The 14,247-nt window shown below is 59.4% G+C and carries 11 protein-coding genes; 10 read left to right on the forward strand and 1 reads right to left on the reverse strand.

Annotation, left to right across the window (positions count from 1 at the left end; all coding sequences use genetic code 11):
• Positions 1 to 4 precede the first annotated feature (4 nt).
• From atpA to glmS, 7 genes are all read left to right on the forward strand, one after another.
• The gene (gene atpA, locus PSCI_RS08740; protein WP_045485342.1) at positions 5 to 1,549 is read left to right on the forward strand and encodes a F0F1 ATP synthase subunit alpha; all 1,545 of its coding nucleotides are present in this window, start codon (positions 5 to 7) and stop codon (positions 1,547 to 1,549) included.
• Between the two features lie 49 nt (positions 1,550 to 1,598).
• On the forward strand, positions 1,599 to 2,459 hold the full coding sequence (atpG, locus tag PSCI_RS08745; RefSeq protein ID WP_045485344.1) for a F0F1 ATP synthase subunit gamma: 861 nt from the start codon (positions 1,599 to 1,601) through the stop codon (positions 2,457 to 2,459).
• 27 nt (positions 2,460 to 2,486) lie between these two features.
• Positions 2,487 to 3,863 carry a F0F1 ATP synthase subunit beta gene (gene atpD, locus PSCI_RS08750; RefSeq protein WP_045485346.1) on the forward strand — a complete coding sequence of 459 codons (1,377 nt, stop codon included), beginning with the start codon at positions 2,487 to 2,489 and terminating at the stop codon, positions 3,861 to 3,863.
• Positions 3,864 to 3,907: 44 nt separating this feature from the next.
• On the forward strand, positions 3,908 to 4,333 hold the full coding sequence (locus PSCI_RS08755) for a F0F1 ATP synthase subunit epsilon (protein WP_045485348.1): 426 nt from the start codon (positions 3,908 to 3,910) through the stop codon (positions 4,331 to 4,333).
• Positions 4,334 to 4,428: 95 nt separating this feature from the next.
• Positions 4,429 to 5,796, forward strand: coding sequence for a bifunctional UDP-N-acetylglucosamine diphosphorylase/glucosamine-1-phosphate N-acetyltransferase GlmU (gene glmU, locus PSCI_RS08760; protein WP_045485350.1), 1,368 nt, complete (start codon positions 4,429 to 4,431; stop codon positions 5,794 to 5,796).
• Positions 5,797 to 5,960: 164 nt separating this feature from the next.
• Complete coding sequence (locus PSCI_RS08765) at positions 5,961 to 6,728, forward strand: DeoR/GlpR family DNA-binding transcription regulator (RefSeq protein WP_045485352.1); 768 nt, start codon at positions 5,961 to 5,963, stop codon at positions 6,726 to 6,728.
• A 10-nt stretch (positions 6,729 to 6,738) separates the two neighbouring features.
• Positions 6,739 to 8,574 (forward strand): glutamine--fructose-6-phosphate transaminase (isomerizing), encoded by a 1,836-nt coding sequence (glmS, locus tag PSCI_RS08770; RefSeq protein WP_045485354.1) that lies wholly within the window; start codon positions 6,739 to 6,741, stop codon positions 8,572 to 8,574.
• Positions 8,575 to 8,688: 114 nt separating this feature from the next.
• On the opposite strand, the gene PSCI_RS08775 is transcribed toward glmS, so the two are convergent.
• On the reverse strand, positions 8,689 to 11,574 hold the full coding sequence (locus tag PSCI_RS08775; protein ID WP_031943935.1) for a Tn3 family transposase: 2,886 nt from the start codon (positions 11,572 to 11,574) through the stop codon (positions 8,689 to 8,691).
• Between the two features lie 125 nt (positions 11,575 to 11,699).
• On the opposite strand from PSCI_RS08775, the gene PSCI_RS08780 reads away from it, so the two are divergent.
• The 3 genes from PSCI_RS08780 (at position 11,700) to PSCI_RS08790 (ending at position 14,019) form a co-directional block, all read left to right on the forward strand.
• On the forward strand, positions 11,700 to 12,314 hold the full coding sequence (locus tag PSCI_RS08780) for a recombinase family protein (protein ID WP_000904906.1): 615 nt from the start codon (positions 11,700 to 11,702) through the stop codon (positions 12,312 to 12,314).
• 65 nt (positions 12,315 to 12,379) lie between these two features.
• On the forward strand, positions 12,380 to 13,183 hold the full coding sequence (gene aph(3'')-Ib, locus PSCI_RS08785) for an aminoglycoside O-phosphotransferase APH(3'')-Ib (protein WP_031943936.1): 804 nt from the start codon (positions 12,380 to 12,382) through the stop codon (positions 13,181 to 13,183).
• Positions 13,183 to 14,019, forward strand: a complete 837-nt coding sequence (locus tag PSCI_RS08790; RefSeq protein WP_000480968.1) for an aminoglycoside O-phosphotransferase APH(6)-Id — start codon at positions 13,183 to 13,185, stop codon at positions 14,017 to 14,019. Before aph(3'')-Ib ends, PSCI_RS08790 begins: the two co-directional genes overlap by 1 nt.
• The last annotated feature ends 228 nt before the right edge of the window (positions 14,020 to 14,247 follow it).

A 14,247-nucleotide genomic window follows, 5' to 3' on the forward strand; every position in this document is an offset into this window, starting at 1 on the left:
AGCAATGCAGCAACTCAATCCTTCCGAAATTAGCGAAATCATCAAGGGCCGCATCGAAAAGCTCGATGTGTCCTCCCAAGCCCGTAACGAAGGCACTGTCGTCAGTGTGTCTGACGGTATCGTGCGGATTCACGGTCTGGCCGACGTCATGTACGGCGAAATGATCGAGTTCCCGGGCGGCGTCTACGGTATGGCACTGAACCTGGAGCAAGACTCCGTAGGTGCTGTAGTTCTGGGCGCGTACACCACTCTGGCTGAAGGCATGAGTGCCAAGTGCACCGGTCGCATCCTGGAAGTTCCGGTTGGTAAGGAACTGCTGGGTCGCGTTGTCGACGCACTGGGTAACCCGATCGACGGCAAAGGTCCGCTGAACAACACCGAGACCGACGCGGTCGAGAAAGTTGCTCCAGGCGTGATCTGGCGTAAGTCGGTAGACCAGCCTGTACAGACTGGCTACAAGTCGGTTGACGCCATGATCCCGGTCGGCCGTGGCCAGCGTGAGCTGATCATCGGTGACCGTCAGATCGGTAAAACCGCGATGGCGATCGACGCCATCATCAACCAGAAAGACAGCGGCATCTTCTGCGTCTACGTAGCGGTTGGTCAGAAGCAATCGACCATCGCCAACGTGGTTCGCAAGCTGGAAGAAAACGGCGCACTGGCCAACACCATCATCGTCGCCGCTGGCGCTTCGGAATCGGCTGCACTGCAGTTCCTGGCTCCGTACGCTGGTTGCACCATGGGTGAGTTCTTCCGCGACCGCGGTGAAGACGCCCTGATCGTCTACGATGACCTGTCCAAGCAAGCCGTTGCTTACCGTCAGATCTCCCTGCTGCTGCGCCGTCCACCAGGACGTGAAGCGTACCCAGGTGACGTGTTCTATCTCCACTCCCGTCTGCTGGAGCGTGCATCGCGCGTTTCCGAAGAGTACGTAGAGAAGTTCACCAACGGTGCAGTGACTGGCAAAACCGGTTCCCTGACCGCTCTGCCGATCATCGAAACCCAGGCTGGCGACGTTTCCGCGTTCGTTCCGACCAACGTGATTTCCATCACCGACGGTCAGATCTTCCTGGAATCGGCCATGTTCAACTCGGGCATCCGCCCGGCAGTGAACGCCGGTGTTTCGGTATCCCGCGTTGGTGGTGCCGCTCAGACCAAGATCATCAAGAAGCTCTCCGGTGGTATCCGTACCGCTCTGGCTCAGTACCGTGAACTGGCAGCATTCGCCCAGTTCGCTTCTGACCTGGACGAAGCCACCCGTAAGCAGCTTGAGCATGGTCAGCGCGTTACCGAGCTGATGAAGCAGAAGCAATACGCTCCAATGTCGATCGCTGACATGGCGCTGTCGCTGTACGCCGCTGAGCGTGGCTTCCTGACCGACGTGGAAATCGCCAAGATCGGCAGCTTCGAACAAGCTCTGATCGCCTACTTCCACCGCGATCACGCCGACCTGTTGGCGAAGATCAACGTGAAGGGTGATTTCAACGACGAAATCGACGCTGGCATCAAGTCCGGTATCGAGAAGTTCAAGGCCACCCAGACCTGGTAAGCCGCGGCGGGGGCTTCACGCCCCCGCTTGCTAACCTGATAGGTGATACATGGCAGGCGCAAAAGAGATTCGCAGTAAGATTGCGAGCATTAAAAGCACGCAAAAAATTACCAGCGCCATGGAAAAAGTGGCGGTCAGCAAAATGCGCAAGGCTCAACTGCGCATGGCTGCTAGCCGTCCTTATGCGGAGCGTATCCGCCAGGTGATTGGTCATCTGGCCAACGCCAACCCGGAATATCGTCACCCGTTCATGGTCGAGCGCCCTGTCAAGCGTGCCGGCTATGTCGTTGTGAGCAGTGACCGTGGTTTGTGCGGTGGCTTGAACACCAACCTGTTCAAGGCTCTGGTCAAGGACATGAACGCCACTCGCGGGCAGGGCGTCGAAATCGACCTGTGCGTGATCGGCAGCAAGGGTGCGGCATTCTTCCGCAGCTTCGGCGGCAACGTCGTTGCAGCGGTCAGCCACCTGGGCGAAGAGCCATCGATCAATGATCTGATCGGCAGCGTCAAGGTCATGCTGGATGCCTACCTGGACGGTCGTATCGATCGCCTGTCCGTGGTGTCGAACAAGTTCATCAACACCATGACGCAACAGCCGACGGTCGAGCAACTGGTACCGTTGGTGGCAACCCCGGATCAAGGACTCAAGCACCACTGGGACTACCTCTACGAACCCGACGCCAAAGAGCTGCTGGACGGCTTGATGGTCCGTTACGTGGAGTCGCAGGTCTACCAGGCGGTGGTCGAGAACAATGCGGCTGAACAAGCTGCCCGGATGATCGCCATGAAAAACGCCACAGACAACGCCGGTGACCTGATCAGCGACCTCCAGCTGATCTACAACAAGGCACGTCAGGCTGCGATCACCCAGGAGATCTCGGAAATCGTCGGCGGCGCTGCCGCGGTTTAACGGTTCAAATATTCAGAGGATCCAGCTATGAGTAGCGGACGTATCGTTCAAATCATCGGCGCCGTCATCGACGTGGAATTCCCACGTGACGTCGTACCGAGTGTTTACAACGCGCTGCAGGTTCAAGGCGCAGAAACCACCCTGGAAGTTCAGCAGCAGCTGGGCGACGGCGTGGTTCGTACCATTGCAATGGGTTCGACCGAAGGTCTGAAGCGCGGTCTGAGCGTTACCGACACTGGCGCAGCGATTGCTGTTCCGGTCGGCAAGGCGACTCTGGGCCGTATCATGGACGTTCTGGGCAACCCGATCGACGAAGCTGGCCCGATCGGTGAAGAAGAGCGCTGGGGTATCCACCGCGCCGCTCCTTCGTTCGCTGAACAGGCAGGCGGCAACGACCTGCTGGAAACAGGCATCAAGGTTATCGACCTGGTTTGCCCGTTCGCCAAGGGTGGTAAGGTTGGTCTGTTCGGTGGTGCCGGTGTCGGCAAGACCGTAAACATGATGGAACTGATCCGTAACATCGCCATCGAGCACAGCGGTTATTCCGTGTTCGCCGGTGTGGGTGAGCGTACTCGTGAGGGTAACGACTTCTACCACGAGATGAAGGACTCCAACGTTCTCGACAAAGTAGCACTGGTCTACGGTCAGATGAACGAGCCACCAGGAAACCGTCTGCGCGTTGCGCTGACCGGCCTGACCATGGCCGAGAAGTTCCGTGACGAAGGTAACGACGTTCTGCTGTTCGTCGACAACATCTATCGTTACACCCTGGCCGGTACCGAAGTATCCGCACTGCTGGGCCGTATGCCTTCGGCAGTAGGTTACCAGCCGACTCTGGCTGAAGAGATGGGCGTGCTGCAGGAGCGTATTACCTCCACCAAGCAAGGCTCGATCACTTCGATCCAGGCGGTATACGTACCTGCGGACGACCTGACTGACCCGTCGCCAGCCACCACCTTCGCCCACTTGGACGCCACCGTCGTACTGTCGCGTGACATCGCCTCCCTGGGTATCTACCCAGCGGTCGATCCACTGGACTCGACTTCGCGCCAGCTGGACCCGAACGTGATCGGCAACGAGCACTACGAGACCGCTCGCGGCGTTCAGTACGTGCTGCAGCGCTACAAAGAGCTCAAAGACATCATTGCGATTCTGGGCATGGACGAACTGTCCGAGACCGACAAGCAACTGGTATCGCGTGCTCGTAAGATCCAGCGCTTCCTGTCCCAGCCGTTCTTCGTAGCTGAAGTCTTCACCGGTTCTCCAGGCAAATACGTTTCCCTGAAAGACACCATTGCTGGCTTCAAAGGCATCCTCAACGGTGACTACGACAGCCTGCCAGAACAAGCGTTCTACATGGTTGGCAGCATCGAAGAAGCGGTCGAGAAAGCCAAGAAACTGTAATCCCGGCGCCCCGCAAGGGGCGCTAATCAGGTTGAGGCAAGCACATGGCTATTACAGTCCATTGCGATATCGTCAGCGCGGAAGGAGAGATTTTCTCCGGTCTGGTCGAGCTGGTAGTTGCGCACGGCAACCTGGGTGATCTTGGTATCGCCCCAGGCCACGCCCCGCTGATTACCAATCTCAAGCCGGGTCCGATCACGCTGACCAAGCAGGGCGGCGACCGTGAGGTGTTCTACATCTCCGGTGGTTTCCTCGAAGTGCAGCCGAACATGGTCAAGGTGCTTGCCGATACTGTGCAACGTGCTGGTGACCTGGATGAGGCTTCTGCTCAGGACGCCGTCAAGGCGGCCGAGAAGGCGCTGAACGAGAAAGGCGCGGACTTCGACTACAGTGCCGCTTCTGCTCGTCTGGCCGAGGCCGCAGCCCAGCTGCGTACCGTCCAGCAGATCCGCAAGAAGTTCGGTGGTTGATACCGCTGTGCTTCACGTGTGATTGAAAAAAAAGGGTAGCCTCGGCTACCCTTTTTGTTTTTCTGCGGCCTGGTTCCGCTCAATGGGTAGTCTTCATGTCTCTCGATATCGTCATTCTCGCCGCAGGCCAGGGCACCCGCATGCGCTCGGCGCTGCCCAAGGTGCTGCATCCGGTAGCTGGCAACTCCATGCTTGGTCACGTTATCCACAGCGCGCGACAGTTATCCCCGCAGGGTATTCATGTAGTGATTGGCCACGGCGCCGATGCGGTACGTCAGCACCTGGCCGCCGATGATCTGAATTTCGTCCTGCAAGACAAACAACTGGGCACCGGCCACGCCGTGGCCCAGGCACTGCCGGCGCTGAGCGCCGAAACCGTGTTGATCCTCTACGGTGACGTACCGCTGATCGAAGTCGAAACCCTGCAACGTCTGCTCAAGCAGGTCACCCCGGCGCAACTGGGTCTGCTGACCGTCAACCTCGATGACCCGACCGGCTATGGCCGCATCGTGCGTAACGAACAGGGCCAGGTCAGCGCCATCGTCGAACACAAAGATGCCTCTGAAGCGCAGAAAGCGATCAAGGAAGGCAACACCGGCATTCTCGCTGTACCGGGCAAGCGCCTGGCCGACTGGCTGGGCCGACTGTCCAACAACAATGCGCAGGGCGAGTACTACCTGACCGACGTGATCGCCATGGCGGTCAACGATGGCCTGGTGGTTGCCACCGAACAACCGGTTGACCCGATGGAAGTGCAGGGCGCCAATGACCGCAAGCAGCTCTCGGAACTGGAGCGTCACTACCAGCTGCGCGCTGCCCGTCGTCTGATGGCTGCCGGCGTGACCCTGCGCGACCCGGCGCGCTTTGATGTGCGTGGTGAGGTCAGTGTCGGCCGCGATGTACTGATCGACATCAACGTGATTCTCGAAGGCAGCGTAGTCATTGAAGACGATGTGGTCATCGGCCCGAACTGCGTCATCAAGGACAGCACCCTGCGCAAGGGGGTGATCGTCAAAGCCAACAGCCACATTGAAGGTGCAGTATTGGGTGAGGGCAGCGATGCCGGTCCGTTCGCCCGCCTGCGTCCGGGCAGTGTGCTGGATGCCCGCGCCCATGTGGGTAACTTTGTCGAGCTGAAGAACGCCAAGCTGGGCGAGGGCGCCAAGGCCGGTCACCTGACCTATCTGGGCGACGCCGAGATCGGCGCGCGCACCAATATCGGTGCCGGGACCATCACCTGCAACTACGATGGCGCCAACAAGCACAAGACGGTACTGGGCGAAGACGTGTTCATCGGCTCGAACAACTCGCTGGTCGCCCCTGTGGATATCTCGTCGGGCGCCACCACCGCCGCCGGTTCGACCATCACCCAGAACGTGCCCGCCGAACAACTGGCTGTGGCGCGGGCGCGTCAGCGCAATATCGATGGCTGGAAACGCCCGGTCAAAGCCAGCAAAAAGTAAGTTATTCACAGCCCTTGGTTCGTGCAGCTTCGCGGTTATTGCCGCGAAGTTATGCACAGCGTCAGGTATGGCGGCCGTCAAAAAAGTTATTCACACCCTTGACGGCAGACTTTCGATGAGTTTTGATTGCGTCACTTAAATTTCGAATCGAAACTTAACCAAAAATGTCGAAACGTAACACGCCGCAACGCCGCCATCAGATCCTCGCTTTGCTCAATGAGCAGGGCGAGGTCACTGTGGATGATCTGGCCAAGCGCTTCGAAACCTCAGAAGTTACGATTCGAAAGGATCTGACAGCGCTGGAGAGCAATGGCCTGCTGCTGCGCCGTTACGGTGGCGCGGTGACCCTGCCGCAGGAATTGATCACCGATCAAAGCCAGCCGGTATCACGTTATAAACAAGCCATCGCCCGTGCAGCGGCTGAGTGCATTCGTGAGCATGCGCGGATCGTGGTCGACAGCGGCAGCACCACCGCTGCGTTGATCGGCGAACTGGGGGCCAAGCCTGGCCTGGTGGTGATGACCAACTCCCTTAACGTCGCCCGTGCCCTGACCGAACTGGAGCAGGAACCGGTGGTACTGATGACCGGCGGCACCTGGGACCCGCATTCGGAGTCATTCCAGGGGCAGGTCGCCGAGCAGGTCCTGCGCTCTTACGACTTTGACCAGTTGTTCATCGGCGCCGATGGCATCGATTTGCAGCGCGGCACCACAACCTTCAACGAATTGCTGGGTCTGAGCCGGGTCATGGCCGAGGTCGCCCGCGAAGTCGTGGTCATGGCCGAGGCCGACAAGGTTGGCCGCAAAATTCCCAATCTGGAACTGCCCTGGAGCGGTATCCATACCCTTATTACCGATGAACGCCTGCCCCTTGAGGCACGCGAACAGATACAGGCTCGTGGCATCACTGTCATTTGCGCCGCTGTCAGCTAGGAGATCAACCATGTGCGGAATCGTTGGCGCCGTTGCCGAACGTAATATCACGGCCATCCTCGTCGAAGGCCTCAAGCGTCTGGAGTACCGTGGCTATGACAGCGCGGGCGTGGCTGTTTTCAGCAACGACGGCCAGCTTGAGCGCCGCCGCCGGGTCGGTAAGGTCAGCGAACTGGAACAGGCCCTGTCCGCCGAACCGCTGGCTGGCCGTCTGGGCATTGCCCACACCCGCTGGGCGACCCATGGCGCGCCGACCGAACACAACGCCCACCCGCACTTTTCCGCACATGACCTCGCAGTTGTCCACAACGGCATCATCGAGAACCACGAAGCCCTGCGCGAGCAGCTTCAGGGCCTGGGCTATGTGTTCTGCTCCGACACCGACACTGAAACCATCGTCCACTTGCTGCACCACACCCTCAAAAGCATTCCGGAACTGTCCGATGCGCTCAAGGCGGTAATCAAGCAACTGCACGGTGCCTATGGCCTGGCGGTGATCAGCGCCAGCCAGCCGGACCGTATCCTGGCTGCGCGCAGCGGCAGCCCGCTGGTGATCGGTCTGGGTCTGGGCGAGAACTTCCTGGCCTCCGACCAATTGGCACTGCGCCAGGTCACCGACCGCTTCGTCTACCTGGAAGAAGGCGATATCGCTGAGATTCGCCGCGACAGCGTGCAGATCTGGTCGGTAGACGGCCAGCCGGTGACCCGTGAAGTGGTGCAGTACCACGAGGGCGCAGAAGCCGCTGACAAAGGTGAGTATCGCCACTTCATGCTCAAGGAAATCCACGAGCAGCCCAAGGTCGTACAGCGCACCCTGGAAGGCCGTCTGGGTCAGCAACAGGTGCTGGTCCACGCGTTCGGCCCACAGGCTGCCGAGTTGTTCGCCAAGGTGCGTAACGTGCAAATCGTTGCGTGTGGCACCAGCTACCACGCCGGCATGGTCGCCCGTTACTGGCTTGAAGGTCTGGCGGGTATTCCATGCCAGGTCGAAGTCGCCAGCGAATTCCGCTACCGCAAGGTGGTGGTGCAGCCTGACACCTTGTTCGTGACCATCTCCCAGTCCGGCGAAACCGCCGACACCCTGGCGGCCCTGCGCAACGCCAAGGAATTGGGCTTTCTGGCCAGCCTGGCGATCTGTAACGTCGGCACCAGCTCGCTGGTACGCGAATCAGACCTGACCCTGCTGACCCAGGCCGGCCCGGAAATCGGCGTGGCCTCCACCAAAGCCTTCACCACCCAACTGGTTGCGCTGCTGCTGCTGACCCTGTCGCTGGGTCAAGTCAAAGGCAGCCTGCAAGCCGGTGTCGAAGCCGAACTGGTCGAAGAACTGCGCCGCCTGCCGGTGCGCCTGGGCGAAGCCCTGGCCATGGACAGCATTGTGGATAAAGTCGCCGAACTGTTCGCCGAGAAGCACCACACCCTGTTCCTCGGCCGGGGCGCGCAATTCCCGGTGGCGATGGAAGGTGCGCTCAAACTCAAGGAAATCTCCTACATCCACGCTGAGGCCTACCCGGCCGGTGAACTCAAACACGGCCCGCTGGCACTGGTCGACGCCGACATGCCGGTGGTCACCGTGGCGCCGAACAACGAACTGCTGGAAAAGCTCAAATCCAACCTGCAGGAAGTCCGCGCCCGTGGTGGTGAGCTGATTGTGTTTGCCGACGAGAAGGCTGGCTTGAAGAGCGGCGAAGGCATCCACGTGATCGGCATGCCGCACATCAGCGACACCCTGGCGCCGATCCTCTACACCTTGCCGCTGCAACTGCTGTCGTATTACGTGGCGGTGTTGAAGGGCACCGATGTGGATCAGCCGCGTAACTTGGCGAAGTCGGTGACTGTGGAATAGGTTATCCACAGGTTGCGGGCTATTTGTTTTTGATTAATAAAGGTTGTCACAAAACAATAAAGGTTGTCACAACGTAATAAAGGGGTCGTTTGCGGGAGGGGGCGGAATCCTACGCTAAGGCTTTGGCCAGCGATATTCTCCGGTGAGATTGATGTGTTCCCATCCGAGCGGCGAAACATGGGCCAAGAGATCGGGCGATAGCAGCTTTCCATCGCGTTTCTGGTTTGCAACGACCTCGCCGAGCTTCATGGTGTTCCAGAAGATGATGATGGCGGCGAGCAGATTCATGCCGGCGATGCGGTAATGCTGGCCTTCGGCGGAACGGTCGCGGATTTCACCGCGGCGGTGGAAGCTGATTGCCCGCTTCAGCGCATGATGAGCTTCGCCTTTGTTGAGCCCGATCTGGGCACGCCGTTGGAGTTCGGCATCCAGAATCCAGTCGATCATGAACAGGGTGCGCTCGACGCGACCGACTTCCCGCAGGGCTGTCGCGAGCTCGTTCTGCCGCGGATAGGAGGCGAGTTTCCGCAGAATCTGGCTTGGCGCGACGGTCCCGGCAGCAATGGTGGTGGCGATGCGCAGGATGTCGGGCCAATTGCGCTCGATCATGGCTTGGTTGACCTTTCCGCCGATCAACGCTCGCAGGTGCGCCGGGGCGGCCGACGGATTGAACGCGTAGAGCCGTTTGGATGGCAGGTCGCGGATGCGCGGAGCGAACCGGTAGCCGAGAATGGCACATGCGGCAAAGACGTGATCGGTGAAGCCGCCCGTGTCGGTGAACTGCTCGCGGATATGGCGTCCAGCATCGTTCATCAGCAGGCCATCGAGGATGTAAGGCGCTTCGCTTGCCGTTGCAGGAATTACCTGGGTTGCGAACGGCGCATATTGGTCGGAGACGTGGCTATAAGCTTTCAGGCCCGGGGTATTGCCATATTTCGCGTTGACCAGGTTCATGGCCTCACCTTGCTCTGTAGCGACGAAGAACTGTCCGTCGCTCGAAGCCGACGTGCCCATGCCCCAGAACCGGGCCATGGGTAACGCTGCCTGTGCCTCGACCACCATGGCCAGCGCCCGGTCATAGGCTTCGCCCTCGACATGCCACCGTCCAATGCGGATCAATTCCCAGAAGGTGTGGGTGTTTGTCGCATCCGCCATTTTGCGCAAGCCGAGGTTGATCCCTTCCGCCAAGATAACGTTCATTAGCCCGATCCGGTCAGCGCAGGGTGCTCCTGTGCGCAGATGGGTGAACGCTTCGGTGAAGCCGGTCGCCGCATCCACCTCCAGCAGGAGATCGGTGATGCGCGTGGGCGGGATCTGCTTGTAGAGATCGAGCACCAGATCTTCGGCGCCTGTCGGCGCGGCGGCTTCGAGTTTCTCGATATGCAGAACGCCGTTCTCAATCGACCCGCCCGGGATCGTGCCTGCGCGAGCGGCACGGCCAAGCTCGCGCAACCGCATGTCGAGGCGAGCTTGCCGGTCTGCCAGCCATTCCTCCGGCCGCAATGGCACAGCGAGACGACCGCCTTCCGCGATGGCTTGTGCCGGAACGAGTGCGTGTTTCAGATCGCCATAGCGCCGGGACCTAGTAAGCCAGACATCTCCGGAGCGGAACGCATCGCGCAGATGGAACAGCACCGCGATCTCCCATAGGCGAGCGTCGCCAGCCCTCTGGGCCCGAAGGTGGCGATGCCATTTCGAGCTGGGCCGCAAGAAGCTGGTCATCGCGGCATCGTTCAAACCGGTACGAAGGGCCGTCACAGCTTCCAGAAGCGGCAGTGCAACGGGCGCAGCTCGCAGATCGAGCAGGCGCAACATGCGTGGAGCGTATCGGCGGAAGCGGTGATAACCGTCGAGCACATGATTGAGCGGATCGTCGGCCATGGTGGCGGTCAGCCTGGTTGCCATTGCAACAAGGGTTTTTAAGCCGTCCCACCCTGACCCACTCGCGATGACATCGCCCAGCGGCTGGCCATCATCCTGTGCATCGACCAGGGCGCCCCCGATCTCGGCGAAGGATTTCAGGGTGTCACGCACCACCCCCGCTTCGTCTGCGACCTTTGCATGGCAAATACGCTCCGAAGCACGGTAGAGACGGCCGACGATCCGGTCGTGGGTTTCGACCACTGCGTCGGCCAACATCGCCTGCCATTCCGAGACGCAAACAGCCAAGATCGCAAGCCGCCTGTCCTCCGGGAGATCGCGCATGCCGTCGGCATAATACCGTTCACCCTGCCTGCGCAGACGAGTCACCCGATGGGCAGGAACGCCGGCAAGCAGATCCTCGGGGAGATCGACGCGTTGCAGATATTCGAGCCGGTCGAGCAGCCGGTTGGCCGACGAAGAGTTCGAGCCAGGCTCGAACTGGCGCAGCCACACAAAACGGGTCACCCGATCATCAGCCGTCTCCTCGAGCAATGCCAGCAACTGTTCTCGGATCGGCATAGGCAGCCGACTGGCGATCCTCGTCTCGATGCGTCGCTCGGCATCGACGAGAGCCGCGGCACAAAGCCGCTCGATCGTGGATGTCGCGGGAAGGACAGTGCGGGTGCGTCGGCACTCGGCTACGAAGCGACGGGCGATATCCTCGTTCGACACCGCCATCTCCGCTTCTCGGAACAACCATTCCTTCAGCTCGCTCGCACCACGCCCGGAGAAGGTGCGGAAGCCGTAGAGCCCCCGTAACTCGGCAAGATGCTCGTGCCGTGTTTCCTCGCGGGCAGCATAGTCTACGAGATCGTCGGCACCCAGGCCAAGCTGCGCTCCGATAAATTCGATGACCTCTGCAGGGATCAGTTCGCCTGGAGCCAGCACCCGGCCGGGATAGTGCAGGACACACAATTGCAGGGCGAAGCCGAACCTGTTGTGAACGCGCCGACGCAGCCTGATATGCCCAAGGTCTTCATCACTCAGCGTATAGTGCTTGAGCAAATCCGTCTGTGAAGTCGGCAAGCGCAACAGCGCGTCTTTCTGCCGATCGGTTAGAGTGACGCGACGCGGCATACATGTTCCTTTTTCAAAATCTGATAGCGTTCAAGACGCTTTATTTATGAAGCTGGTTGAGATACATTTCCAGAGGTCAATGCAATCGTGGCCGAAGCGCCGCCTCAAACCAACGTTTGTGATACATGCTGATCGGATATGCCCGCGTCTCCAAAGCCGATGGCTCGCAGTCTCTCGACCTGCAGCACGACGCCTTGCGCGCCGCAGGTGTCGAACGGGACAATATCTATGATGATCTTGCTTCCGGCGGTCGTGATGATCGCCCTGGCTTGACTGCCTGCCTCAAGTCATTGCGTGACGGCGATGTGCTGGTGGTCTGGAAGCTCGATCGCCTCGGACGATCGCTTGCCCATCTGGTCAACACGGTGAAGGAGCTGTCAGACCGCAAGATCGGCCTGCGGGTTCTGACTGGAAAGGGCGCTCAGATCGACACCACGACTGCGTCCGGTCGCATGGTGTTCGGAATCTTCGCCACCTTGGCCGAGTTCGAGCGGGATCTGATCCGAGAGCGCACCATGGCGGGTCTCGCCTCCGCGAGAGCGCGCGGTCGCAAGGGCGGACGAAAATTCGCGCTCACCAAAGCTCAGGTGCGTCTCGCGCAAGCCGCCATGGCCCAGCGCGATACTTCAGTTTCCGATCTCTGCAAGGAACTCGGCATCGAGCGCGTCACTCTCTACCGATATGTCGGTCCCAAAGGCGAGCTCAGAGACCATGGAAAGCATGTTCTCGGACTTACGTAGCAACTCGTTTCTTTTCGCAGGTTGAGCCACCTCCGCGCTTCATCAGAAAACTGAAGGAACCTCCATTGAATCGAACTAATATTTTTTTTGGTGAATCGCATTCTGACTGGTTGCCTGTCAGAGGCGGAGAATCTGGTGATTTTGTTTTTCGACGTGGTGACGGGCATGCCTTCGCGAAAATCGCACCTGCTTCCCGCCGCGGTGAGCTCGCTGGAGAGCGTGACCGCCTCATTTGGCTCAAAGGTCGAGGTGTGGCTTGCCCCGAGGTGATCAACTGGCAGGAGGAACAGGAGGGTGCATGCTTGGTGATAACGGCAATTCCGGGAGTACCGGCGGCTGATCTGTCTGGAGCGGATTTGCTCAAAGCGTGGCCGTCAATGGGGCAGCAACTTGGCGCTGTTCACAGCCTATCGGTTGATCAATGTCCGTTTGAGCGCAGGCTGTCGCGAATGTTCGGACGCGCCGTTGATGTGGTGTCCCGCAATGCCGTCAATCCCGACTTCTTACCGGACGAGGACAAGAGTACGCCGCAGCTCGATCTTTTGGCTCGTGTCGAACGAGAGCTACCGGTGCGGCTCGACCAAGAGCGCACCGATATGGTTGTTTGCCATGGTGATCCCTGCATGCCGAACTTCATGGTGGACCCTAAAACTCTTCGATGCACGGGTCTGATCGACCTTGGGCGGCTCGGAACAGCAGATCGCTATGCCGATTTGGCACTCATGATTGCTAACGCCGAAGAGAACTGGGCAGCGCCAGATGAAGCAGAGCGCGCCTTCGCTGTCCTATTCAATGTATTGGGGATCGAAGCCCCCGACCGCGAACGCCTTGCCTTCTATCTGCGATTGGACCCTCTGACTTGGGGTTGATGTTCATGCCGCCTGTTTTTCCTGCTCATTGGCACGTTTCGCAACCTGTTCTCATTGCGGACACCTTTTCCAGCCTCGTTTGGAAAGTTTCATTGCCAGACGGGACTCCTGCAATCGTCAAGGGATTGAAACCTATAGAAGACATTGCTGATGAACTGCGCGGGGCCGACTATCTGGTATGGCGCAATGGGAGGGGAGCAGTCCGGTTGCTCGGTCGTGAGAACAATCTGATGTTGCTCGAATATGCCGGGGAGCGAATGCTCTCTCACATCGTTGCCGAGCACGGCGACTACCAGGCGACCGAAATTGCAGCGGAACTAATGGCGAAGCTGTATGCCGCATCTGAGGAACCCCTGCCTTCTGCCCTTCTCCCGATCCGGGATCGCTTTGCAGCTTTGTTTCAGCGGGCGCGCGATGATCAAAACGCAGGTTGTCAAACTGACTACGTCCACGCGGCGATTATAGCCGATCAAATGATGAGCAATGCCTCGGAACTGCGTGGGCTACATGGCGATCTGCATCATGAAAACATCATGTTCTCCAGTCGCGGCTGGCTGGTGATAGATCCCGTCGGTCTGGTCGGTGAAGTGGGCTTTGGCGCCGCCAATATGTTCTACGATCCGGCTGACAGAGACGACCTTTGTCTCGATCCCAGACGCATTGCACAGATGGCGGACGCATTCTCTCGTGCGCTGGACGTCGATCCGCGTCGCCTGCTCGACCAGGCGTACGCTTATGGGTGCCTTTCCGCAGCTTGGAACGCGGATGGAGAAGAGGAGCAACGCGATCTAGCTATCGCGGCCGCGATCAAGCAGGTGCGACAGACGTCATACTAGATATCAAGCGACTTCTCCTATCCCCTCGGAACACATCAATCTTACCGGAGAATATCGTTGGCCAAAGCCTTAGCGTAGGATTTCGCCCTCTCCCGCAAACGACCCCATAAAGGTTGTCACAAGGCTGGCCCCGACCGCACATCAGGCCGGAGCCAGTCCTTGGAGATTTGGGTGACAATCCTCTATGCACCGCTGTGACTGTTGTCCTGGCTGAGCCCGCTCGCTGGC

The organism is Pseudomonas sp. StFLB209 (genome assembly GCF_000829415.1).
Taxonomy (GTDB): Bacteria; Pseudomonadota; Gammaproteobacteria; order Pseudomonadales; family Pseudomonadaceae; genus Aquipseudomonas.